This window comes from Spirosoma aerolatum, from assembly GCF_002056795.1.
In the GTDB taxonomy this organism is placed as follows: domain Bacteria; phylum Bacteroidota; class Bacteroidia; order Cytophagales; family Spirosomataceae; genus Spirosoma; species Spirosoma aerolatum.
Genome location: NZ_CP020104.1, coordinates 1,842,729 through 1,868,086, shown reverse-complemented (window position 1 = coordinate 1,868,086; position 25,358 = coordinate 1,842,729). Strand labels below are relative to the sequence as shown.

Annotated in this window: 20 protein-coding genes and 1 riboswitch; of the genes, 10 read left to right on the top strand and 10 right to left on the bottom strand. The window is 47.9% G+C overall.

Annotated features, from left to right (window positions below; translation table 11 throughout):
* Positions 1–156 precede the first annotated feature (156 nt).
* The 3 genes from B5M13_RS07495 to B5M13_RS07485 form a co-directional block, all read right to left on the bottom strand.
* The gene (locus tag B5M13_RS07495; RefSeq protein ID WP_080055087.1) at positions 157–1,524 is read right to left on the bottom strand and encodes a sensor histidine kinase; all 1,368 of its coding nucleotides are present in this window, start codon (positions 1,522–1,524) and stop codon (positions 157–159) included.
* A gap of 13 nt (positions 1,525–1,537) precedes the next feature.
* Positions 1,538–2,224 (bottom strand): response regulator transcription factor, encoded by a 687-nt coding sequence (locus B5M13_RS07490; protein WP_080055086.1) that lies wholly within the window; start codon positions 2,222–2,224, stop codon positions 1,538–1,540.
* A 113-nt stretch (positions 2,225–2,337) separates the two neighbouring features.
* Positions 2,338–2,580 carry a type B 50S ribosomal protein L31 gene (locus tag B5M13_RS07485; protein WP_080059834.1) on the bottom strand — a complete coding sequence of 81 codons (243 nt, stop codon included), beginning with the start codon at positions 2,578–2,580 and terminating at the stop codon, positions 2,338–2,340.
* A gap of 605 nt (positions 2,581–3,185) precedes the next feature.
* On the opposite strand from B5M13_RS07485, the gene B5M13_RS07480 reads away from it, so the two are divergent.
* Positions 3,186–5,666: a ribonucleoside-diphosphate reductase subunit alpha gene (locus tag B5M13_RS07480; protein ID WP_080055085.1), complete on the top strand. Its 2,481-nt coding sequence runs from the start codon at positions 3,186–3,188 to the stop codon at positions 5,664–5,666.
* Between the two features lie 160 nt (positions 5,667–5,826).
* Here B5M13_RS07480 and B5M13_RS07475 read toward each other — a convergent pair whose 3' ends face one another.
* A complete protein-coding gene (locus B5M13_RS07475; RefSeq protein ID WP_080055084.1) occupies positions 5,827–6,180 on the bottom strand; it encodes a hypothetical protein in 354 nt (117 codons plus the stop codon).
* 42 nt (positions 6,181–6,222) lie between these two features.
* Here B5M13_RS07475 and B5M13_RS07470 point away from each other — a divergent pair, with 42 nt between their 5' ends.
* Positions 6,223–6,996, top strand: coding sequence for an IS5 family transposase (locus tag B5M13_RS07470; RefSeq protein ID WP_245859408.1), 774 nt, complete (start codon positions 6,223–6,225; stop codon positions 6,994–6,996).
* On the opposite strand, the gene B5M13_RS07465 is transcribed toward B5M13_RS07470, so the two are convergent.
* The 6 genes from B5M13_RS07465 to B5M13_RS07445 all read right to left on the bottom strand — a co-directional run bounded on the left by B5M13_RS07465 (position 6,993) and on the right by B5M13_RS07445 (position 15,417).
* A complete protein-coding gene (locus B5M13_RS07465) occupies positions 6,993–7,541 on the bottom strand; it encodes an AAA family ATPase (protein WP_080055083.1) in 549 nt (182 codons plus the stop codon). The two genes, B5M13_RS07470 and B5M13_RS07465, sit on opposite strands and share 4 nt — an antisense overlap.
* Positions 7,542–7,626: 85 nt before the next feature.
* Positions 7,627–11,439 carry a methionine synthase gene (gene metH / locus B5M13_RS07460; protein WP_080055082.1) on the bottom strand — a complete coding sequence of 1,271 codons (3,813 nt, stop codon included), beginning with the start codon at positions 11,437–11,439 and terminating at the stop codon, positions 7,627–7,629.
* A 105-nt stretch (positions 11,440–11,544) separates the two neighbouring features.
* Positions 11,545–11,665, bottom strand: a riboswitch (SAM riboswitch).
* A 130-nt stretch (positions 11,666–11,795) separates the two neighbouring features.
* Positions 11,796–12,158 (bottom strand): SxtJ family membrane protein, encoded by a 363-nt coding sequence (locus B5M13_RS07455; protein WP_080055081.1) that lies wholly within the window; start codon positions 12,156–12,158, stop codon positions 11,796–11,798.
* Between the two features lie 2 nt (positions 12,159–12,160).
* Positions 12,161–12,310, bottom strand: coding sequence for a DUF5989 family protein (locus tag B5M13_RS33695; protein ID WP_020600213.1), 150 nt, complete (start codon positions 12,308–12,310; stop codon positions 12,161–12,163).
* Between the two features lie 50 nt (positions 12,311–12,360).
* Complete coding sequence (locus B5M13_RS07450) at positions 12,361–13,524, bottom strand: SGNH/GDSL hydrolase family protein (RefSeq protein ID WP_080055080.1); 1,164 nt, start codon at positions 13,522–13,524, stop codon at positions 12,361–12,363.
* Between the two features lie 30 nt (positions 13,525–13,554).
* Complete coding sequence (locus B5M13_RS07445; RefSeq protein WP_080055079.1) at positions 13,555–15,417, bottom strand: carbamoyltransferase family protein; 1,863 nt, start codon at positions 15,415–15,417, stop codon at positions 13,555–13,557.
* 255 nt (positions 15,418–15,672) lie between these two features.
* Between B5M13_RS07445 and B5M13_RS07440 the strand changes: the two genes are divergently transcribed.
* The 8 genes from B5M13_RS07440 to pseF all read left to right on the top strand — a co-directional run bounded on the left by B5M13_RS07440 (position 15,673) and on the right by pseF (position 25,353).
* A complete protein-coding gene (locus B5M13_RS07440) occupies positions 15,673–16,563 on the top strand; it encodes a Ppx/GppA phosphatase family protein (RefSeq protein WP_080055078.1) in 891 nt (296 codons plus the stop codon).
* A gap of 185 nt (positions 16,564–16,748) precedes the next feature.
* Positions 16,749–18,113 carry a sensor histidine kinase gene (locus B5M13_RS07435; RefSeq protein WP_080055077.1) on the top strand — a complete coding sequence of 455 codons (1,365 nt, stop codon included), beginning with the start codon at positions 16,749–16,751 and terminating at the stop codon, positions 18,111–18,113.
* Between the two features lie 594 nt (positions 18,114–18,707).
* Entirely contained in the window at positions 18,708–19,658 is a 951-nt protein-coding gene (locus tag B5M13_RS07430; protein WP_080055076.1) for a GNAT family N-acetyltransferase, read from the top strand.
* Between the two features lie 236 nt (positions 19,659–19,894).
* Positions 19,895–20,800, top strand: coding sequence for a motility associated factor glycosyltransferase family protein (locus tag B5M13_RS07425; protein WP_080059832.1), 906 nt, complete (start codon positions 19,895–19,897; stop codon positions 20,798–20,800).
* Entirely contained in the window at positions 20,797–22,338 is a 1,542-nt protein-coding gene (locus B5M13_RS07420; RefSeq protein ID WP_080055075.1) for a sulfatase family protein, read from the top strand. The genes B5M13_RS07425 and B5M13_RS07420 overlap by 4 nt, the downstream gene beginning before the upstream one ends.
* Before the next feature lie 77 nt (positions 22,339–22,415).
* Positions 22,416–23,432 carry a UDP-N-acetylglucosamine 4,6-dehydratase (inverting) gene (gene pseB / locus B5M13_RS07415; RefSeq protein ID WP_080059831.1) on the top strand — a complete coding sequence of 339 codons (1,017 nt, stop codon included), beginning with the start codon at positions 22,416–22,418 and terminating at the stop codon, positions 23,430–23,432.
* A 62-nt stretch (positions 23,433–23,494) separates the two neighbouring features.
* Positions 23,495–24,667 carry a UDP-4-amino-4,6-dideoxy-N-acetyl-beta-L-altrosamine transaminase gene (gene pseC / locus B5M13_RS07410; RefSeq protein WP_080055074.1) on the top strand — a complete coding sequence of 391 codons (1,173 nt, stop codon included), beginning with the start codon at positions 23,495–23,497 and terminating at the stop codon, positions 24,665–24,667.
* The gene (gene pseF / locus B5M13_RS07405; protein ID WP_080055073.1) at positions 24,664–25,353 is read left to right on the top strand and encodes a pseudaminic acid cytidylyltransferase; all 690 of its coding nucleotides are present in this window, start codon (positions 24,664–24,666) and stop codon (positions 25,351–25,353) included. The genes pseC and pseF overlap by 4 nt, the downstream gene beginning before the upstream one ends.
* Positions 25,354–25,358 lie beyond the last annotated feature (5 nt).

Sequence of the window (25,358 nt, the reverse complement as noted above, 5' to 3'; positions counted from 1 at the left end):
GGCTATTTTTTGCGCATCGTTTTTTAATACCTCCGGCTAACCAACTGCTTGATTGCTATTAAAAACTCTTTTAACAAACTTAACTGTATACTTTAATAACTTAATCAATAAGATAGGTAGTCTTTATCTCAATAGCCTAGTGGGGTTTCAATCTGATTACAAATGAGGCAACGAAATGGTAAATGTACTCCCTTCTTCCACTTCACTCTCAACCGTCAACGTCCCCTGGTGAAGCTCAATTAATTTGGCACAAATCGACAAGCCAATACCAAAACCCTGATAATCAAGCGCATTAGACGCTCTATAAAAAGGCTCAAAAATATGGGCTATATCCTGCTCCGAGATGCCAATGCCAGTATCGCGGACTGTAATCCGACAAAAATGACTATCGGTGCCTATACGAACCTGGGCCGTTTGATTTTCTGAATACTTGCAGGCATTGTCGAACAGGTTCACAAAAACCAGTTTCAGCAGTTCCTCATTACCTTCAATCAGGGTTTCTGTTTCGGTTTCCGGTATGTTCTCATAATCAACACTAATCTGATAGTGAGGCTTGGCGCTTACCAATTCATCCTTCGCTAAAAAAATCACTTCATCGATTCGAATGGGCTGTCGGGTCACCTGATTACTGGTTTCCAGAGCTCGCGCCAGAAAGAGCAAGCCATTGGTTAAGCCAATCAGGCGATCCGTATCCGATAACAGATTGGTTAGAATATCCTGGTGCTCGGCTACGGTTAAAGGCCGACGCAGCCCCAACTGAATCTCTGATTTGAGCGCAGCCAGGGGTGTCCGCAATTCATGCGATGCGTGTGATACAAAACTTCGTTGCTGCTCAAAGGCTTGCTCAAGCCGGTACAGCACGTCGTTGAAGTTCATCGCCAGCCGCGCAATCTCATCCTGACGATTTCCTTCATCCAGCCGCTGCTGGAGATTACGAGCCGTAATTGTGGAAACCTGCTGGTTAATCTGGCTAATCGGTTGAAGCGACTGCCCGGCAAAGAAGATACCCAGGCCAATGGTTATACTAAGCCCAACCAGTAGTCCCCAGCCAAGGGTAAGTTTGAGATTTTCGAGTTTGCTTTTACCAAACTGATCGTAGGCCGACGCTAATACGACCAGATCACGACCATTTTGCTGGTACAGCAATCCAACCAGTTCGTTGGGGCCACTATGCGTTTCGATTTCTTTTTTCTGCCGAACCTCATTCAGGAAGGTAGATCGATAGTAAATAACCTGATCATCGACGCTGGAATAAATCAGGTGGTTTTGCCCATCGAAAATCAGAACTTTCTCATCGAACAGGGCTGTCAGGGTGTTATGGTCAATGATTTTCAATAGCTCTCGATCTACCTCTTTTACCTCGATCAAAAAACGCACCGTGGTTCGTGCTTTATTTTTCAATCGTTCATAAAATTCCTCCTGCCGATACGTAGCCGACACCCAGTAAATCAGAATTGAAAAGAAAATAAGGATCGACGCTACAATTAGCGAGAACTGAAGGGCGATGCGGTTACGGATGGTCATACAAAAGCGGATTTTATTCCTCTTTTAACACATAACCCAACCCCGGACGGGTGTGAATTAGCTTTGGCTCGAAATCGCGATCTATTTTCTTACGAAGGTAATTGACGTATACTTCAACCACATTCGTTCCCGGATCGAAGTTAAGACTCCAGACGGCCTCAGCAATATCGGCTTTCGACAATACTCGGCCCCGATTGCGCATGAAATAGTCAAGCAATGAAAATTCACGAGCCGTCAGGTCAATGGGTGTTGTACCCCGCCGAACCTCTTTGGTCGTTACGTTAACGGTCAAATTAGCGACTTGCCAGATTTCCTGGCTCGACGGATTAGCACTGAGTGCCGTCCGGCGAAAGCAGGTAGACACGCGAGCAAGCAACTCCCTGAAATCGAATGGCTTAACCAGGTAATCATCGGCACCTAAGGCCAGTCCTTCTACCTTATCTTCAATTTCGCCCAGGGCCGTCAGCATAATGATGGGCAACTGGGGTTTCTCCGCCCGAACACTCCGGCATACTTCAAACCCACTTAGGCCGGGCAGGTTAATATCCAGGATGATCAGATCGACACCCGGCTGTAAGGCCAGCTGCCTCCCATTTAGGCCTTCATAGACTACCTGCGTAGTATATCCTTCTTCCTGAAGGCCCCGACTAATATTCTGGGCAATGCGCCGGTCATCTTCAATGATCAGGATATTCTTCATAGTATCAACGGCGTAATCAATCGAAACGCTCTTACGTAAAAGTATAAAGAAAAGCTCCTCTGCCACGGTGGTCGCAACAGAGGAGCTTTTGATAAAACCGTATTGGTTCAGCCTTACTTGGTACCGTAGCGCTTGCGGAACTTGTCCACACGACCAGCGGTATCGAGCAGCACATTCTTACCCGTATAGAAAGGGTGCGACTGCGAGCTAACTTCAATTTTTACGAGTGGGTAGGTTTTCCCTTCGAACTCGACACTATCTTTGGTTTGAACTGTAGAGCGCGTCAGGAATTTATAATCGCTCGACAGGTCGTGGAATACCACATCGCGGTAGTCCGGGTGAATGCCCTTTTTCATGATAAATCGCTGTTTCTTGTCATCTTCTCGGTTTCCGACCGAAAAGGACTGCAAAGGTAAGGCCTTTTACGGGGATTACAAAGACTTTTTAACGCATCTTTAAACCTGACGAATCAATATCCTAAATTGGTACCGTTGGGTAATAATCGTGTACTAAAGACTTGTTTTTGAGGCCATTTTTTCATATATTTCTACACCATTACGCTTCTTCTACGGCTTAGCCAGACCAATAATCGGTCGTGCAAACCGCCAAATAAAAATTACTTTTTTTATTTCTTAGAATACTGTTGCAGTAGGGTATTGTTAAGTCATTCAGGATGATGGCTTAACAATTTCTTAACCTACTTAGCAGAGTTGCACGTTTCAATGATTCCGTAAAATGGGCGAACCTTCTTGGTTGCTTTTCCGTCTATTTCAACAGAACTTTAAAGTCTCATAACAGGCCCACTTCCGGATAAATGGATAGCTCAAAGAAGCGATTCATTATTCTCCATCGGGACAAGCCGACCCTTAGCACCGTAACTGAGTATAGCGATTCCGTAACACCACGTTCACTTTCATTTGTATCAAATCATCTCTCTTTACATAACTAGCCCAAACTTATCATGTTCGTAATCAAACGTGATGGCCGCCGGGAATCTGTCAAATTCGACAAAATCACGGCTCGAATCGAGAAGCTGTGCTATGGCCTCGATCCAGCTTATGTACAACCCGTTGAAGTCGCCGTAAAAGTTGTTAGCGGCCTTTACGACGGCGTTAAAACGACAGAACTCGACAATCTGGCGGCCGAAACAGCCGCTTCGATGACCACCAAACACCCGGATTATGCCATTCTGGCGGCCCGGATCGCCATTTCTAACCTCCACAAAGAGACCAATAAATCATTTTCGGGCACGATCAAAAAACTTTACCACTACGAAGACCCAAAAACCGGCGAGAATGCATCGCTGATTTCGCGGGAAGTGTATGAAGTCGTTCGCCAGAATGCGGCTCTGCTGGACTCTACGATCATCTATGATCGCGATTATGGCTATGATTATTTCGGCTACAAAACCCTCGAAAAATCATACCTGCTGAAGATTGACGGACGTATTGCCGAACGCCCACAGCACATGCTGATGCGGGTAGCCGTTGGAATTCACCAGGAAGATATTGATTCGGCCATTGAGACCTATAATCTGCTGTCGGAAAAGTGGTTCACCCACGCAACCCCGACGCTGTTCAATGCCGGAACGCCCAAACCCCAGATGTCGAGCTGTTTCCTGCTGACGATGCAGGACGACTCCATCGATGGTATTTATGACACCCTGAAGCAAACGGCCAAGATTTCGCAGTCGGCTGGGGGAATTGGTCTGAGCATTCACAACATCCGGGCAACAGGTACTTACATTAAGGGTACCAATGGCACGTCGAACGGGATCATCCCCATGCTGCGTGTGTTCAACGACACGGCCCGCTACGTAGATCAGGGCGGTGGTAAGCGCAAAGGTTCGTTTGCCATTTATCTGGAGCCCTGGCATGCGGATATTTTCGAATTCCTCGATCTGAAAAAGAACTCGGGCAAAGAAGAAGTTCGCGCCCGCGACCTGTTCTATGCACTCTGGACGCCCGATCTGTTCATGAAGCGGGTAGAAGCTGATGACGTTTGGTCGTTGTTCTGTCCGCACGAGTGCCCCGGTCTGGCCGATTGCTATGGCGAAGAATTCGAAGCCTTATACGAGCGTTACGAGCGCGAAGGCCGCGCCCGTCGGACGGTGAAGGCGCAGGAATTGTGGTTCAAGATTCTGGAATCACAAACCGAAACTGGCACGCCATATATGCTCTATAAAGATGCGGCCAATAAAAAGTCGAACCAGAAGAACCTGGGAACCATCAAATCGTCGAACCTCTGCACCGAAATCATCGAGTACACGGCTCCCGACGAAGTAGCGGTTTGTAACCTGGCGTCGATTGCGTTACCAAAGTTTATCAAGCGCGATCCAGACGGTATCATGCGTTTCGATCACCAGAAGTTGTTCGAGATTACGAAGGTGGCTACCCGCAACCTGAACAAAATCATCGACATCAACTACTACCCGGTCGAAGAAGCTCGTCGGAGCAACATGCGCCACCGGCCAATTGGCTTAGGCGTACAAGGTCTGGCCGATGCGTTCATTATGCTGCGGATGCCGTTTGAATCGGAAGAAGCGCGTCGCCTGAACGAAGATATTTTCGAGACGATCTATTTCGGCGCCATGACGGCTTCAATGGAGGCCGCCAAAGAATTCGGACCCTACGAAACCTGGAAAGGCTCCCCCATTTCGCAGGGGATCTTTCAGTTCGATATGTGGGGAGTAAACCCAAAATCAACCCGTTGGGATTGGGAGAGCCTTCGTAAAGATGTGATCGAACACGGAGTTCGGAACTCGCTGCTGCTGGCTCCGATGCCTACCGCATCGACCTCGCAGATTCTGGGCAACAACGAGTGCTTCGAGCCGTACACGAGCAACATCTATACCCGTCGTGTATTGTCAGGCGAGTTTGTCGTCGTGAACAAGCACCTGCTGAAAGACCTCGTAAAACTGGGTCTGTGGAACGATACAATGAAGAACAACCTGATTCTGGCCAACGGCTCTATTCAGGCGATTCCGGGCATTCCGCAGAACATCAAAGACCTGTACAAAACGGTTTGGGAGATCAAGCAGAAGCACATCATCGACATGGCGGCCGATCGGGGTGCATACATCTGTCAGTCGCAGTCGCTGAATATCCACATTCAGGATTCGAACTTCGGTAAGCTGACGTCGATGCACTTCTACGCCTGGAAAGCGGGCCTGAAAACGGGTATGTACTACCTGCGTACGAAAGCAGCTACCGATGCGGTGAAGTTCACCGTAGTACAGCCTCAGGCCGAGCCTCAACTCGAACCCGTTATGGCCGAAACAGCACCCGTCGAGAAACCACTCAACTACGTACAGTACGCCAAAGAGCACGCACAGAACGTAGCGCCCGCCCCTGTACCAATGGTGACTGACCTCGAACAGCAATATGCGGCCATGACCTGCTCTCTGGACGATCCAGAAGGTTGTGAAATGTGTGGTTCCTAGTAGCGTTTTAAACTATATGGTTAAGTTTTCGCTCCCGGCTGTGGTTAACATGGCCGGGAGTTTTTATTCTTATTATTTCAAAATTATTGTATCAAGGCTCATCCAAAATCCTATCTGTTTCTTCAGCTATCCATTCTAAGAGCCTGTTTAAAAACGGCTTTTAACTGTTGAACACATCATGGAGATGTTCATTGTTTGGGTTATTTAGCAAAAGCCGACTCCCATCAGACGCAATGTATGTAAGCTCAAGAGCCCCTTTGCTTTCGCCATCTTCAATGGCAGTGACTCCATCAAGAACACATAGAAAGGAAAAAGTTGTTTGTGCAGTTGCTTCTTTGATAATCTTGTTCACGTTATCTTTCTCTATATCGCCTAAAGAGTTATACCATTGAGATAGAGCCAATTTAGTGCCGTCAGGCTTACGGCCTGGAACTACTAATAAAGAGCCAATTGTAGCTTGAGCGCATTGCTCAGTGACAACTTTAATTACTTCTACGAATTCTTCGGTGTTCATGGTAAACTCCTGTCGAAAGAATCTTTTGGGTAATCAATTTGTATGCTAATCCAACAACAGATGTATCCCACAGATCTGACAGATTCTGCCTGGCAAGTTATTGAAGAAATACTGGCCGACAAACGTAAACGCAAGTATTCCCTTCGTACTATTCTAAATGCCTTATTATATGTAACAAAAGCTGGATGCCAATGGCGACTTTTACCCAACGATCTGCCACCCTGGCCCTTATGCTACTATTACTTTTGGAAGTGGCGCAATAATGGTATGTGGGAAAGACTCAATAAAGAGTTGGTCGAACGTCGACGAAAGAAAGCCGGGAGGGAGGGCTCACCCAGCGTGGGTGTCATTGATTCACAGAGTGTTAAGTGTAGTGAATGGGGCGTCGTTCCCAAAGGCTATGATGGGCATAAGAAAATCAACGGACGCAAACGGCATATTGTCGTTGATACATTGGGCTTAGTTTTAGTAGTGGTGGTCCATGCTGCCAATCAGCATGATAGTCCGGCAGCACGAGCAGTGTTAAGTCGTTTAGCGGATCAAGGATATAAGCGAATGAGTAAGATTTTAGCTGACAGTGCCTATGGCAAAAAGTTAGCCCGCTGGCTTAAAAAGTCCCTTGGGTTAATTTTAGATGTGGTGAGAGTAAAAGAGTTGGCCGGTTTCCAGGTGGTGCCTATGCGCTGGAAGGTAGAGCGAACCTTTGCTTGGATGAACTGGTCGCGACGGCTCAGCAAGGACTATGAATGTGGAGTTGCTTCCCATGAATCGTTTGTGTATTTATCCAACATCAACCGAATTCTTAAGCATTTTTAAACAGGCTCTAATACATATAGAATATTATTACCAAAAGGAGGCAATAAATATGGGTAACGTTTCTCAAAGAATTTAATATCAGATTTAAATGTATATTTTCTTATTTCATCAAAAAAATAAGTATAACCAGGCGGCTTGAGCGGTTTGAATTTATCATCAATCTGATATGCGTATTTTTCATTAAGATGAAGATCTTCTGGCTGGAGAATGTTTCTCCTAGAGAGTCCTACCAAAGTCATACCCATAGAGCGTAAAAAAGTCATCTCACAGCTCTCGACATAATCTTTTTCATTTTCCCTTTTTACCGTTATATTTATTTTTTCATCAACATTTCCATCGTAGTGAAGCTCCCTTAAGTTTTCAACTCGAACGATATCTGTTAATTTATCCCATGATACATTGAATAAGGATAGAGCTTCTAACAAATTCGACTTACCAACATTTGGCCTACCTATAAACAAATTAATTTTCTTAAACTCTTTTAACTTCAAATGACGTATCGATTTGAAGTTACTAATCTCGACATAGTTAATAAAATTACCCATATACGGCTGACGATTACGTGTTAAAGTTAATAACAAAAAAGACGGTCGCTTACACAACCGTCTTTTGCACTATAGATGTTTAACGCTAGGCATCATAACTAAGGACAGGAGCCAACCATCTTTCTACCTCGTCAACCGGCATATCTTTCCGTTGGGCGTAATCTAATATCTGGTCTTTGTTGATTTTACCAACGGCAAAATACTTCGATTCGGGGTGCGAGAAGTAGAATCCACTGACCGACGAGGCTGGGTACATGGCATAACTTTCGGTCAGTTCGATACCGATCTTACCAGCGTCCAGCAGTTCAAACAACGTGCCTTTTTCGGTATGATCGGGACAAGCTGGATAACCTGGTGCGGGCCGTATACCCTGGTATTCTTCCTTAATCAGTTGATCGTTCGAGAACGTTTCTCCTGTCGCATAGGGCCAGAATTCCGTCCGTACGCGTTCGTGCATACACTCAGCGAAGGCTTCGGCCAGACGGTCGGCAATGGCTTTCACCATGATACTGCTATAGTCGTCGTGATCGCGTTCGTATTTTTCCAGCAACGCTTCGATACCGATACCGGCTGTCACGGCAAACCCACCCAGGTAATCTTCGCGGCCGCTTTCGAGGGGAGCCACAAAGTCCGACAGGCAGTAGTTAGGCAAGCCCGGTGCTTTCTGGTTCTGCTGACGCAGGAAATGCAGTACCGTTTTGGTATCGTAAATCAATTCACCAACCGGACTTACCGCCGTCTGCGACTGCGTTCGACTGATTTTATATTCAATATGTCGGTGCGATCCATGCCGTTCGCAGGGAATTTCGCGAACCTGTTCTTCAAACTCATGCAACAGTACATCATCGTCGGCAGCGTTGGCCGGGTAAAATCCAACTACAGCCTTCGCTTTCAACAGCTTGCCATCGATAATTTCCTGCAACAGTCGGTTGGCATCATCAAACAGTTGCCGAGCTTCTTTACCCACCGTGGCATCCTCGAAGATGGCGGGGTATTTACCATGTAGCTGCCAGGTTTGGAAGAAAGGTGTCCAGTCGATGTAGTTTCGCAGCTCGGCCAGATCGTAATCCTCAAAATAGCGATTACCCAGGAATGTGGGTTTGACTGGCTCAAAATTCCGCCAGTCGATGGGTGCCCGGTTCTGGCGTGCTTTGTCAATCGTCAGGCTGGCTTTCTCCTGCCGACGACGGGCGTGGTCGTCACGGAGTTTGCTATACTCAGCTTTGATCTGATTAAAAATCTCGTCGCGGGTTGCTGCCTGCTCACTTGTCAACCGCCCCGCCACGGGCACACTCCGGCTGGCATCCAGCACATGAACAACTGGTCCGGCATAATGTGGATCGATCTTAACAGCCGTATGCGTTCTTGAGGTGGTAGCACCACCAATTAGCAGCGGCAGTGTAAAGCCCTGTCGCTGCATTTCTTTAGCCACACCGACCATTTCATCGAGCGACGGCGTAATGAGTCCGCTCAGGCCGATAATATCGACATTATGTTTGCGGGCTTCATCCAGAATTTTCTGTGTCGGCACCATTACACCGAGGTCGATGATCTCGTAATTGTTACAGCCCAACACAACCCCGACGATATTTTTACCAATATCATGGACGTCGCCTTTCACCGTTGCCAGCAGAATTTTACCCGCCGACGATGAACCTTCGCCCGATTTTTCGGCTTCGATGAATGGGGTCAGATAAGCGACGGCTTTTTTCATCACCCGTGCCGATTTGACCACCTGCGGCAAAAACATTTTACCCGCGCCAAACAGGTCACCGACCACGTTCATACCATCCATCAACGGCCCTTCGATCACATGCAGCGGACGTTCGACCTGTTGGCGAATCTCTTCCACATCTTCATCAATGTAGTCGGTAATCCCCTTCACCAGCGCATACTTGAGCCGTTCGCGAACGGGTTCAGCTCGCCAGCTTTCGTCCTGCACCACGGCTTTCCCCTTGGCTTTTACGGTTTCCGCGAAATTGACTAACCGTTCGGTAGCATCGTCCCGACGATTCAACAGTACGTCTTCACAGCGTTCCAGCAGATCTTTCGGAATGTTGTCATACACTTCCAATTGGCCCGCATTCACAATACCCATATCCATACCTGCCCGAATGGCATGATACAGAAAAGCCGAGTGCATGGCTTCGCGCACGACATCGTTGCCGCGGAAACTGAACGAGATGTTCGACACGCCACCACTTACCTTCGCTAACGGCAGATTCTCCTTGATCCAGCGAGTGGCGTTGATGAAATCGACAGCGTAGTTGTTATGCTCTTCAATACCCGTTGCAACGGTGAGAATGTTGGGATCGAAAATGATGTCCTGCGGAGGAAAATTCACTTTATCGACCAGAATGCGGTACGCCCGCTCACAGATTTCGATTCGTCGTTCGTATGAATCGGCCTGCCCGGTTTCATCAAACGCCATCACAACCGTAGCAGCACCGTAGCGCTTAATAAGTTTTGCCCGTTCGATAAACGCTTCTTCGCCTTCTTTCAGCGAAATGGAGTTAACGATGGCCTTTCCCTGTACGCATTTCAGGCCAGCTTCAATCACTTCCCACTTCGACGAATCGACCATGATCGGAACACGGGCGATGTCGGGTTCGGAAGCAATCAGGTTCAGGAAGGTGGTCATAGCTTCGACCGAATCGAGCATGCCTTCGTCCATGTTCACATCAATCACCTGAGCCCCTCCTTCAACCTGTCCACGAGCGATACTCAAGGCTTCGTCGTAATTTCCCTCTTTGATCAATCGGGCAAACTTCTTCGAACCGGTTACGTTTGTACGTTCACCTATGTTCAGGAAATTGGTTTGTTCCGTTACTTTCAGGGGTTCCAGACCACTTAGTTTCTGATAGGGTTCAGCCTGTGGGCGCTGCCGTGGTTTGTGTTTAGCGGCTGCCTGCGCAATGGCCTGAATATGATCAGGTGTAGATCCGCAGCAACCGCCGACGATGTTCACGAAACCATCCCGGATGAAGCCTTCGACTTGAGCCGCCATTTCGTCGGGCGTTTGGTCATATTCCCCAAATTCATTCGGCAAGCCAGCGTTCGGATAGGCCGACGTAAAAAATGGCGCTTCTTTCGCTAACGTCTGGATATACGGACGCATCAGTTCGGCCCCCAGTGCACAGTTCAGCCCCACACTCAGTAACGGTAAATGCGAAACGGAGTACAGAAAGGCCTCCGTCGTCTGTCCGGAAAGGGTTCGTCCACTGGCATCGGTAATCGTCCCCGAAATCATAACGGGTAAGTAGTTAGGAGGGTTCTCACTCCTCGCTCCTCGCTCCTCGCTCCTACTACTAAAATATTTGTCGATGGCGAACATAGCCGCCTTCGCATTGAGCGTATCGAAAATCGTTTCAACCAGTAATAAATCAGCCCCTCCTTCAACCAGGCCACTTACCTGCTCATAATAGGTATCGACCAGCTCATCGAACGTAACCGCCCGATACGCTGGGTTATTGACATCGGGCGAGAGCGAGGCCGTACGGTTCGTGGGACCCATAGCGCCCGCAACGAACCGAGGTTTATCGGGGTTCTGACGGGTTACTTCTTCCGCCACTTCCTTCGCAATCTTTGCCGACTGGTAGTTCAGTTCATAGACTAGGTCCTCCATGTAATAATCGGCCATGGCAATGCTCGTGGCACTGAAGGTATTAGTCTCGATAATGTCGGCACCTGCATCGAGATACTGGCGATGAATTGCCCTGATCACGTCTGGTTTCGTGATCGATAACAGATCGTTGTTGCCTTTTACATCGTGTGGAAAATCCTTAAATCGCTCACCCCGGTAATCGGCGTCAGTCAGTTTGTACCGCTGGATCATGGTGCCCATTGCACCATCAAGAACGAGAATCCGCTCGTTCAGAAGTTCATATATCGTTTTCAAAGGCAGTTGTATAGTGCGATTGTCAGGAATACCAACAATCCGTGTCCTTAAAAAAGTCCAAAACCGCAAAAAGCTTAGGCACAGAAAGATGGATAGCGGGGAGCTAACTTATCTGGCCCGGTCAATAAACCGGGAGGAAATTGGCACCGAGTCTCAGTAACTGATTGGTTCTGAAAGGGTTGCCAAGACTTCATCGGGTCCGTCCCTCCGTCTTTCTGGATAAGCCTAAAACAAAAATAGATAAAAATAGGGTACACTGCATAGGCGTGTACCCTAAGATTTGATGAATCTGGTAGTTTTTATAGATTGGGAAACGCCTTTATCCGTTCACCCATCCATTTACGACTGCCGATCAATTACCAGGTTTGTTCTAAATCTTCTTTGGTGTACTGGTGATTTCGTTCGTTGTAGAACGACTTTTGGTCGGTTCGTTTAATAGCCAGCGGATTCTTGGCACTTAGCCGATAGAGCATTGCAATCGGCCACAGAAAGACGAAAAACAGAATGGAAAGAATGATCTTGCCGTTGATGTTTCCCAACACCTCCGCCAGTTTAAACCATGCTTTCACGATCAGATCACCTGCCGCCGGAATCGCCAGACTCAAAATACCAACCGCTGCGGCAGCATAAAGCCACCAGGGCGATTTAAAAATGAAATACAGTACAACCAGCCCAGTTACAATAACCAACTGGGCTTTTACCTTCTCAGAAACGTCCATGCCTAGAACAGCGTGTAAATGAACGGTGCAACGGCCGATCCGCCACCAATAACAATCAGAATACCAATCAGCAGCAACAGAATAATCATTGGTGCCAGCCACCATTTCTTACGCTGCTGCATGAATTTGATAATGTCCTGCAAAAATTCCATGATTTACTTTACGTTTATTTACTTGTTTATCAAATCAATAAGTAAAAAATCTAAGGTTTAGCTGTACTGTCGGACGAGGCAATATGCCCCGTACCTGGGTTAGACTGAACAAGTTTGAACAGGGCCTCCCCTACGCGCTGATTCACCAATGCACTGGCATGACCATCATTTCGTCCCACTACCCGGTCCTTCGGGTCAATATCGCCCATCAGCTTACCAGCTTCCAAAACCGGCACGTTGTTCTTTTGAAAGAACGAAACCACCGGCTTGACGTATTCCGTTGTTTTTTCCAGATTGTGCGAGAAAGGGAATAATACAACGTAGAAACGAGCATTATGCTCCTTGGCATACGTTACAAATTTAGCCAGATCGCTCAAATGATCGTTAATAATCGCCGGAGTTCCATAGGCTGTGCGAGCATAGGTATCGAACGGCGCAAAATTACCATGTGGAAACTGCCAGTATAGATAATTGAGCAAATAGGACTTAATAAACAGCGATTGAAACATCCGGGGTACATCGGAATAGGGCTCAAACGAAGCTGGTACCAAACCGTGGTCGTGGGCCACCTTTTCGATGTCGTTCGGAAAATACTGTAAAACGAGTATATCGGGCTTTTTGCCGAATTTCACCAACCGTTCGTATTCATTACGGGTATCGGAGCCTGATATACCCAGATTATAGGTGATATACTGATTGCCTAACTTTTCGCCCAAAATGTTTCCGTATCGTTCTTCTGCCCGCTTCAGACCGTGCCCCGATGTAAACGAATCGCCCACAACCAATACGACTTTTTTGCCCAGTGTATCCGTTCTGGGCGTATCGCGGTAATCGCCAACCATGGGTGGCCAATACCGCTCGAACCAGATGTGCGAAGCTAGTGTAAGCCCTCCCTCCTGGCTCTGGGCAATGAACATGAAAATAATTTCAACGAACACCAACAAGAGCGCAGTGGGCACCAGCAGCGTCGCTAGATTACCGATTAGCTTAGGCGGATTCGGGTTCTTAACCACTCCATAATAATACAACCGGACTAGTTCCATCATCACCAGAAGCAGCATGGCGATTTTAGCTAGCCGAACGTAAATATTATCGAAAAGCCCTCTGTGTGGGTAATCCAATACCACATGGATTCGATCTCCGTAATACAGAAGAAAGGCCAGGAACGCCAGGAATAGTAAACGAATACCACTCGAAACAAATTTTGATTGCATCAATTCAGCCCATTCGGCGGTAGGCGCCCGTTAGTCTAAAACAAACTCTTCTTTCCAGTTATCAGTATCCTGCCATTCGGGTTGCTGGCGCTTATCGAACAGGTAGTTTCCGACAACCAGGTAATCCATTTCGGTACGCATAAAGCATCGATACGCATCATCAGGTGTAGAAACGATGGGTTCGCCCCGCACATTGAAACTGGTGTTAACAATAACACCATAGCCCGTAAGTTGCTTAAACGCATCAATCAACTGGTAATAACGCGGGTTGGTATCTTTATGTACCGTTTGAATCCGGGCTGAATAATCGATGTGGGTAATCGACGGCAAGTCGGACCGCTGGTAGTACAGTTTTTCGCGCAGGGGGAAACTGGCATAATCGGCCGGTACGGGTGTACGGCGTTTTTGCGCTACCGGATGAACCAATAGCATATACGGCGAAATCCCATCGTAATCGAAATACTCGGCGCAATCTTCGGCTAGTACCGATGGCGCAAACGGCCGGAACGACTCCCGGTACTTAATTTTCAGGTTTAGTTTTTTCTGCATCTCGGCATTTCGTGGATCGCCCAGAATGCTGCGGCCACCCAAGGCCCGGGGCCCAAATTCCATGCGTCCCTGCACCCAGCCCACCACATTGCCTTCGGCCAGCAATCGGGCCGTTTCCCGACTCAGTTCGTCGAAATTATCGAAGTGTTTTCCAACTGCTTTATATTTCAAAGCCATCAGTTCAACGTCCAGATCGGAGAAGGTTGGCCCCAGATACGAGCCCCGCATGGCATCCCGTTCTTTCGTAACCTCACGTTCTTTTCCGAAATAAATATGGTAGGCGGCTAAAGCAGCTCCTAAAGCACCACCTGCATCACCGGCAGCGGGTTGGATAAAGAGATCTTTGAACAATCCAGCTGCCTGAAGTTTCCCGTTCGATACACAATTCAGGGCTACACCACCGGCCAGCACCAGCGCATCGGCATTAGTTAACCGTTTGGCTTCTCGGGCCATGTTTAGTACCACCTCTTCGGTCAGGTATTGAATGGCCAGGCCCAGGTTGCAGTGATGTGCCTGAAGCTCATCTTCAGGCTGACGTTTCGGAAAGCCAAACAGTTCGGCCCATTTCTGTTCATGCACCATGGTGAGCCCAGTGGCATAATCGAAATACTCCTGATTGAGCCAAACGGAGCCATCGGGCCGTAAATCAGCCAGTTTATCCTTAATTATCGCCATGTAGCGAGCTACATCGGGAGAAGTCGGATCGCCATACGGAGCCAACCCCATCAACTTATATTCACCGGAGTTCACCCGGAAGCCCAGGAAGTAGGTAAATGCCGAATACAAAAGCCCCAGCGAATGCGGAAACCGTAATTCTTTCAGGATCGAGATGTTTTTCCCTTCACCCAGGCCAATAGACGCCGTTGCCCATTCGCCAACACCATCGATGGTCAGGATAGCCGCCCGCTCGAACGGCGACGGATAAAACGCACTGGCTCCATGCGACAGATGGTGCTCAGGAAACAGCAGCTTTACTTTGCTGGAGGACTTATACCCTATCTTTTCCAGTTCCTCCCGAATCAGTCGCTTGAGAAACAGCTTTTCCTTGAGCCAAACCGGAATCGACATCAGAAACGACCGAATGCCTTTGGGTGCAAAGGCGTAATACGTTTCGAGTAGCCGCTCAAATTTCAGCAGTGGTTTGTCGTAAAAGACAATGGCATCTAATTTATTGAGGTCTGCCCCACTATATTGAAGGCAGTATTGGATTGCGTGAGCCGGAAATCCTGGGTCATGCTTTTTACGTGTAAATCGCTCTTCCTGAGCTGCGGCAACGATACGGCCATCTTCGATTAGCGCAGCCGCTGAATCGTGATAAAAAGCAGAAATACCTAATATGGTCATGAACTATAGTCCTGTTCAAACAGGGGCCAAAATTAACTGATTTTTTGGTAAACGTATTATTAAGCTTCCCACGACTTACTCAGTGGTCAATCTACATGCACCGGCAAATAGGCTGTAGGGTGGCAAAAAAGCGTATCTTTGGCCGGTCATAAAGAGTGAAAGAGCGAATGAGTGAATGAGTGAAATGATCTGTAGCGGTCTTTTTACTAAACTTAATTTCGCACATTCGCTCTTTCACTCTTTCGCTCTTACTGAATGAAACTGGCAGCTATCGACATCGGTTCTAACGCAGCTCGTCTGCAAATCTCAACGGTATTATACAACGACAATCTGGTTAGCTTCAAACGGGTAGAATATGTTCGTTTTCCGCTCCGATTGGGCCATGACGTATTCAATTTCGGCGCACTTACGCCGGAAAGTGAAGCCCGAACCACCAAACTCATGCAGGCTTATAAGTTGCTGATGGAACTGCATGAGGTAGAAGATTATATGGCCTGCGCCACATCGGCCATGCGTGAATCCTCGAACGGACATGAGGTAGCTAAACGCATTGAAGCCCAAACCGGGATTAAGATCCACATCATCGATGGTCGGAAAGAGGCCGAACTGATCAATAACGTTGTGGTACAGGCGCTTGATGATAAACAGTACCTACACATCGACGTAGGGGGAGGTAGCACCGAACTGAACGTCTATGAAAATCGGCAGAAAATCAATTCTAAATCGTTCAAAATAGGGTCGGTTCGGTTGCTGGAAGGCAAAGAAACGAAAGGAGCCTGGCGCAAAATTGAGGATTGGGTTGAAGAGAATATTGACTCATCGCAGGAAGTTGTGGCGGTTGGCACGGGCGGTAACATTAGTAAGTTGTTTAATCTGGCCTCTAAAATATCAGAGACGGAAACCACCCGCGACGAGATTGAACGCATACGAAATTATATTGCCGGGTTCAGTCTGGACGAACGCATCAACCGACTTCGCCTGAATGCAGACCGCGCCGATGTAATCGTGCCAGCTTCCGACATTTATATTTCAGTGATGAAGTGGGCTGGTGCCGATCGTATTATTGTACCAGATCTGGGGCTAAAAGATGGTATTATTCAACTCGTGTACGCCCACCTGGGCAAGCGGAAACCAATTAGTTACTAAACTAGCTATCTATATATCCCTTACTGATAACTTATTTTCGAGTATTCGATCACTTAACTTATCATTAAGTTAGCGATTAACTACTTTCAGTTTCCCTTATAGTTCTATTTGGTTTATTTTTTGCTTATACTGCACATCGAATGCCTATCCTCGATACACTCTAAAGCAAGCTTAACCAAAACGCCATGGACGTGACCCCCACCGTTCCGTTACAAGAACAGATCGACACACTTATCCGGGAAAATAGCCGACTGAAATCACAGTTAGAACAGCAGGAAGTTGATCAACGATTCCTGATCGAATTCTCCGACAAGTTTGCTACGTATTCAGTTGGGGACGAATTTTTCCACTCCTTGGTCAGGTACATTGCTGAGCAAACCCGGCTGGATTTTGTTTTCCTGGGCGAACTGATTGAACCCGCTCCGAATCATTTTGCCATTCGCACCATTGCCCTCACCGCTTTCGGCCAAACCGTCGGCAATATTCAGTATGACTTACCCGATGGCCCCTGTGAGCAGGTCATTCAGGGACAATTGTCAAAATACCCGAGCCAATGCCGCCGGCTGTTTCCCAAAAATCAGACCTTGGTTCAGTTCAATGTAGAAGGTTACATTGGCTATCCATTGTATGATACAAAAGGTAATGCGTTTGGGATATTAACGGTTATGCACCAATCGACCATCGATCAGCCCGAATATATTGCCTCGCTATTAAAGATTGTGGCCAAACGAGCTGAATTTGAGCTGGAACGCACAAAATACGAAGCCGACCTGAAGGCTGTCAACGAAGAACTACTGGCCAAAAATCAGGAGTTAACGAACCGGAATGCCGAACTGGCCTCGTTCAGTTACGTAGCCTCGCACGATTTGCAGGAGCCACTTCGCAAGATCCGCTCCTTCGGCGACCGATTGAAAGTAGCTTATGCACCTAATTTAGATGAGGAAGGTGCCGATATTATTGATCGGATGGTGCTGGCAGCAAAGCGGATGTCGCTGTTGATCAAAGACCTGCTCGACTATTCCCGGCTGACATTACAATCAGATACATGGCGTCCTCAGTCGTTAGGCGAGATTGTCGAATCGGTCGCGAATGAACTGGATATTACTATTCAGGAGTCTGGTGCTCAGATAGACATTGACGAGTTGGTCACTGTGCCCGGCGATGAGAGCCAGCTTCGGCAGTTATTTCAGAATTTACTCTCCAATGCGCTCAAATTTACAAAGCCCGATTGTGCTCCCCACATTCGGATTCGGAGCAATCAGATAAAACGATCCGATTTACCAGCCGAATTTTTACTACTGGCCGCTCCATCCGACTACGCATTGATTGAAGTGACCGACAACGGGATTGGTTTCGACGCACAACATGCCGAACGCATCTTTGGGACCTTCCAGCGATTACATGGTCAGGGAAAATATCCAGGGACAGGTATTGGGCTGGCTATTGCTAAAAAGATTACCGAAAATCACCGTGGGTATATTAAAGCCAGCAGCCAACCTGGTAAGGGCGCTACGTTCTTCGTATACCTACCTACGCAACACATAGCCTGACGACAGCATCTGCGGGTTGAACGTTCGTTCTGACGACCTGCCTTTATTTTCCAGCGCGTCCACTTCTTATTTTACGAACGACGATCAGTACACATTTGGCAGGTGAACAGGCACAGGAGGTATTTGCCAATGTAATAGACCGTTCGACGAAATCAACTCACCCAACGATACACCACCCTTATAAGGATTTACCTGTGGGCTATCAAAACGCACCAATTCAAGTTTATCTGGCCAGAAAGCGGTCGTTCTAACCTGTAAGCTGTCGACAAGAGAACCCGAGCAAACTGTTACCAATGTCTGAGTCGTATTGGTACTTAACGGGCATTGTGCCTTCATCTTTTTTGTAAGTAATAAACAGATAAAAGCCAGCCCAAAGAGGATGGTAACCCGACGAAACGTAGTATTACAACTATGTCTCTAAGCTTACCTGTATAAGCTGATTTCTTCTTATAAACCATTCCTCTGTCCGAACATCATCAACTAAGTTACATTTGATTCATAAATCAAAACAGCCAGGCACTAAAATTCTAATTCGTTTGCGCCAGGTTACTTTTTCTATGCAGCCTGCGTCTTGATGATCCAACCAGTCGCTGCATGGAATCATATCATTTTTTACTTCAGCACAATCCGCATCATGTTGACACGCCGGAATTCCATCAGGAAGGCTTTTTCTTTAACGAAATAGATCACCTTCGGCAACAGGCCAATGGTCCTTTTTACCTACTAACAGCCGTAAACCAATTCACGCAACGGGCCGATATTCGGTGTGCTTTTTTTAGTCAACGTAGTCAGGTGGTCAGTCCGGCAGAAGCTTCGTTTGGCTCGATCGAATTTAACGAAACGCTCCCCGATGCGATGCTGGATCAGTTTTTAGACGTCCTTCTTTCGTCAGCCAGGCTCCTCAAAAAGCCCACCTTACGACTTGTAAATTACCCTGATTGTTATGCCCCCTCACAAGCAAACCGACTTACTGCCAAATTGTTCAGGCATGGGTTCCAACTAGTGGCAAGCCATCAAAACGCTTATTTACCCATCAGTAATCGATCTTTCGAACAAGTTATTCAATCCCAGGAACGCCGACGGCTGCGCGCCTGTCAACGAGCTAATTTTCATTTTCACCAATGGGTCAATCCTGTACTAGCCGACGTGGTAAATTTTATCACCGATACCCGACAAACACTGGGCTATCGCTTAACCCTATCACCCGAACGACTCGCCAAGTTATTGCATACGTTCCCCGATAAATTCCTGGTTTTCTGCGTTACAGATGGTTCAAAGCTGGCAGCACTTGCTATAACGGTGCGCGTTCGTCACGACATTCTCTATTATTTTATGCCGGCTTCAAATCCCGCCTATCGTATATTCAGTCCGATGGTTATGCTGGTGAACGGTTTGTTTACCTACTGCCAGCATAACCACATTCAACTGCTTGATCTGGGTGTATCGCTCGACAACTTCCACAATCCTAAACCGAGCCTGATGCGATTTAAGCGAAATCTGGGCGCTTCTGAATCACCGAAACTGATTTTCGAGAAAGCACTTTAGCTTATCTTTCAGAATGGTTGACTGGTTTAGCATGTTGCGAGTCAATCATTCTAATATGTGCGCACATAAGAAGTTGTTTGAGTTCGTCAACGTACAGCTTTTTCCCATTTAGGGTGAAGACAGGTTCTTACAACCTGCCACCACGAACGCAAACAGCTTCTAAGCCAACTGTGTCGGTCTGCTATTTTCTTCGTTATTTTACAGGAAAAAAGGAGCCTTCGCCCCGAGCCGACGGCATGATTGAAGCAGTTTTTAATTCGGTTAGTCAATTTCTGAATGCATTATTCGCATCGCTGGTATCGCTGCTGAAAGTGGCCATGCGTTTCCAACATGCCACTCGCCTGCCCGCGCGTCAACGGCCGGTTTGTTCGGTTTTAGGCAATGGTCCATCACTAAACGAATCACTGGCCGACCAATTTGATTTTATCAAACAAACCGAAATTGTCTGCGTCAACAACTTTGCCCACGCCGACATTTTTACCCGATTACAGCCGCAGGACTACATTATTTCGGACCCAAACTATTTCGTTTTTACGGAACAAACCACCGACCGCGACGACATTCGACAGACACTAACCGCTTTCCGCGAGCGCGTCAACTGGCCCATGACGCTATACGTTCCCCATTTTGCCAAAGGTTCCTATCTGCTGAAAATCATTGAGCAGAGTAATCCGGCTATTTCAGTCGTTTATTTCAACTATACCGTTGTGCGGGGCTTTCGGAAGCTGGTTTACTGGCTGTATGCCAGAGGCTTAGGCATGCCACAGGCGCAGACGGTTATCATTGCCGCATTGGCCCTGATGATCAACCGAAAGTTCGAACGGATTTATCTGTTTGGGGCCGATACATCCTGGCATGAACAAATCCGGCTCAATGATCAGAATCAGTTACTGATTAAGCAGATTCACTTCTACGATAAACCGAAAGATGTTACGCATCAGCCGGTATACTCCGATGCGCAACGCCAACGTACCTTTTCAATGGCTTCGCAGTTTTTATCGCTGCATAAAGTATTTCGGGGCTATGAAGTTCTTAGGGACTATGCCGATGATCAGGGAGTAAAAATTATCAACGCCAGCGCGAAAAGCTATATCGACGCTTTCGAGCGTGAAAAGCTTTCCCAATCCGTCACTAAGCCATGAACCAGCGCCGTTACCAACAACTACTATATCTGTGCTTCAACATGTTCTGGCTGATTAGCCTGGAAGCGGTGGCCCAGCAAAAACCGAATATCGTACTGATCTATGCCGATGATCTAGGCTATGGCGATCTTAGTTGCTATGGGGCCACTCAAATTCAGACACCCAATATTGACCGAGTTGCCCGCGAGGGACTTCGCTTTACCAATGCCCACGCATCTTCGTCGACCTGCACGCCCTCACGCTATACACTGCTAACCGGTTCGTATGCCTGGCGGAAATCGGGAACGGGTATTGCACCCGGCGATGCTGCTTTATTGATCCCAACCAATCGAACAACACTGCCTGGTATTTTACAGAAAGCAGGCTATAAAACAGGCGTTGTGGGCAAATGGCATCTGGGGTTAGGCCCTCAGGGTGGCCCCAACTGGAATGGCGACATCAAACCCGGTCCGCTCGAAATCGGCTTTACGTATTCTTACCTCCTCCCTGCTACCGGCGACCGGGTGCCTTGTGTGTATGTAGAAAATCATCGGGTGGTAGGGCTCGATCCTAAAGACCCGATTCAGGTGAGTTATACAACACCTATTGGAAGCGATCCGACTGGCAAAGCACATCCTGAATTGCTCAAAATGACCTATTCCCACGGCCATGACCAAACCATTGTAAATGGCGTCAGTCGAATTGGGTATATGAGTGGAGGCAAATCGGCCCGGTGGGTTGATGAAACGATGGCCGATGTGCTGGTTGGCAAAGTGAATCAGTTTATTGAAACTAGTCAAGAAGGGCCGTTTTTCGTTTACTTTTCAACCCACGACATTCACGTGCCGCGTATGCCGAATCCTCGATTTGCGGGCAAAAGTGGCATGGGCCCACGGGGCGATGTGGTTCTGCAACTGGACTGGTGTGTAGGCGAAGTCCTGAAAACACTCGACCGATTGGGCCTTAGCCAAAACACGATGGTCATTATAAGCAGCGATAATGGTCCGGTCGTGGATGATGGCTACAACGATCAGGCGGTTGAAAAACTGGGAAATCATAAACCAGCCGGACCACTTCGCGGAGGTAAATACAGTGCTTTCGATGCCGGAACGCGGGTACCGTTTATCGTTCGTTGGCCAGGCCAGGTTAAGCCGGGAGTTAGTGATGCGTTGGTAAGTCAGGTCGATCTGATGGCATCGTTTGCGGCACTCACGGGTCAACCGCTGTCTAAAATCGACGCTCGGGACAGTTTCAATTCACTGGATACGTTTCTCGGAAAATCGAAAAAGCATCGGGAGTATGTGGTAGAACATGCATTAAATGGAACACTTTCGATTATTCGAGATGACTGGAAATACATTGAACCCCACAACGGTCAGGTACATATGCCCGAAGTCAATATTGAAACCGGCTACGCACCAAAACCACAGTTGTATAATTTAAAAGCGAATCTCGGCGAAACGGACAACCTTGCTACTCAGCAGTCAGCCCTTGCTACCGAACTGGCAGACCTGCTGAAAGCCGTCCGCGAAACCGAAGGGTATAAAAATGGGCAATGAAAAATGGGTAATGCACAATGGCTGTTCCGCATTATGCATTACCCATTATTAATTATGCATTAATTAAAAACACGACTATGCTTGATCTAACCAATAAATCGATTCTGATTACGGGTGGTACTGGCTCATTTGGCAAGAAGTTTGTCGAAATGATGTACCAGCGACACCCGAATCTCAAACGCTTAGTTATTTACTCCCGCGACGAACTAAAACAGTTCGAAATGTCGCAGCATTACCCACATGGTAAATACAAATCCATCCGGTTTTTTATTGGGGATGTGCGCGATGCCGAACGGCTCAAACGGGCCTGCGAAGGGATCGACATCATTGTTCATGCTGCTGCCTTAAAACAGGTACCAGCCGCCGAGTACAACCCGATGGAGTGTATCAAAACAAATGTATTCGGTGCCGAAAATGTTATCAATGCCGCGCTTGACAATGGCGTTCAGCGCGTTGTAGCCCTTTCGACGGACAAAGCAGCCGCCCCTATCAACCTCTATGGTGCTACCAAACTCTGTTCCGACAAGTTGTTTGTAGCTGCTAACAATATGAAAGGGAGCCGCGATCTGCGGTTCTCGGTTGTTCGCTACGGCAATGTAATCGGCTCGCGGGGTTCGGTGGTGCCGTTCTTTCTTGAAAAGCGGAAAGAAGGGGTGTTACCGATTACCCACCCCGACATGACCCGTTTCAACATTTCGCTGGAAGAGGGTGTCGAAATGGTGTTTCATGCGCTCGAACATGCCTGGGGTGGCGAGATTTTCGTACCGAAGATTCCTTCGTACCGGATTACGGATGTTGCCACAGCCATCGGCCCCAACTGCGAACAGAAGTTAGTAGGTATCCGTCCGGGCGAAAAACTGCATGAAGAAATGATTACCGAAACCGACTCACTCAACACCGTTGAGACGGCTAAGTATTACGTCATTACGCCTTCAACACCCACCTGGAGCATTGACGACTATATGAAAGCATTTAACGGTCGCCAAGTCGACATGGGCTTCAAATACAATTCCGGCACCAATACCGATTGGCTTACCATTGACCAGCTCCGGGAACAGATTCGGCAACACGTTGCCCCTGATTTTGAGGTGTAATACGGGTGGAAACCCGCAATCCGTTGCCAACTAAAGCGGGCTTCCACCCGCATTACTGATTTATGACTCCAATCCCCTACGGCCGCCAGCACATTACCGACGAAGACATTGACGCCGTTGCCAACGTTCTGCGTGGCCCTTTTCTGACCCAGGGGCCACATATTGCTACATTCGAATCGGCCTTTGCGGCTTATATTGGTTGTCAGTATGCGGTCGCGGTCGCCAATGGAACGGCGGCATTGCATCTGGCCTGCATGTCGCTGGGTGTCACCGAAGGTACACGGGTCATCACAACCCCTATTACGTTTTCAGCTTCGGCCAACTGCGTTCGATACTGCGGGGGGGAAGTATACTTCGCCGACATCGACCCCAAAACAGCCGTACTCGATGTAAATGCTGTACGCAAATTACTTGATCAGCATCCGAAAGGTTATTTTTCGGGGATCGTTCCTGTTGATTTTGCGGGATACCCAGTCGATCTGGCTGCGTTTCGAAAGCTGGCGGATGAATACGGTTTGTGGATTCTGGAAGATGCCTGTCATGCACCGGGAGGTTCGTTTACCGACGCTAAAGGCACTGTGCATCGGTGTGGCGATGGGTCGCTGGCCGAACTGGCCATTTTTAGTTTTCATCCGGTCAAACACATTGCCGCCGGTGAAGGCGGTATGATTACCACCAACGACGAAGCGTTGTATAAGCACCTGCTTCGGCTCCGAACACACGGCATTACCAACAAACCAGATGAACTGATTGAACCCTACCTGGGCGAACCTGAACGGGGTGGCTGGTATATGCAAATGCAGGAACTGGGGTATAACTACCGACTAACCGACATGCAGGCCGCTCTGGGAACGAGTCAGCTTAGTCGTGTTGATGAGATGTTGGCCCGGCGACAGGAAATTGCCAAACGCTACGACGAAGCCTTCGCGGAGACCGTTATCACGACAATAGCTCCGCCTATCGACGGAAGCCATGCGTATCATTTGTATGTGATTCAGGTAGACGACCGGAAGGGCTTATACGACTTTTTGCGAACTAAACAGATTATGGCGCAGGTCCATTACATACCTGTACACCTGATGCCCTACTATCGGCAGTTTGGCTGGAAACCGGGCGATTTCCCCAAAGCCGAACACTACTATGCCCGCTGCCTTAGCCTACCCATGTTCCCGACGCTGACCGATTCGGAACAGGAGTATGTCATTGCCTGCGTCAACGAGTTTATGGGCTTATGAGCACGGTGGCTATCATTACGGCCCGAGGTGGCAGCAAACGTATCCCACGAAAAAATATTCGTCCGTTTCTGGGCAAACCGATTATCGCCTATGCCATTCAGGCAGCACACGAATCCGGTTTGTTCGATGAGGTGATGGTATCGACCGATGATGATGAGATTGCTGCTATTAGTCAGGAATACGGTGCATCGGTTCCCTTTTTACGTCGGGCTGAAACAGCCGATGATTATGCGACAACAGCCGACGTGCTGCGGGAGGTCCTGAATCAGTATGCCGAACGGGGGCGTTCGTTCGAGTATGCCTGTTGTTTATATCCTACAGCCCCTTTTGTGACACCCAGGCTGCTTAAACAGGCATTTTCAAAACTTATCGATCATCCATTCGATACGGTCTATCCGGTTCAGCCGTTCAGTTTTCCCATTCAACGGGCAGTCCGGTTACACGACTCAAAAGTGGCTTGGTTTCAACCTGAGCATGCCCTCACCCGCTCGCAGGATTTGGAACTTGCTTATCATGATGCTGGCCAGTTTTATTTTTTCAACGTTGCTTCCTTTCTGCAAAGCCGTCGACTCATCACCGAAAACGCAGGAGGTATTGTCATTTCAGAACTGGATGCCCACGACATTGATAACGAAGCAGACTGGCAAATCGCCGAAATAAAATTTAAAATGCATAATGAACAATGAACAAT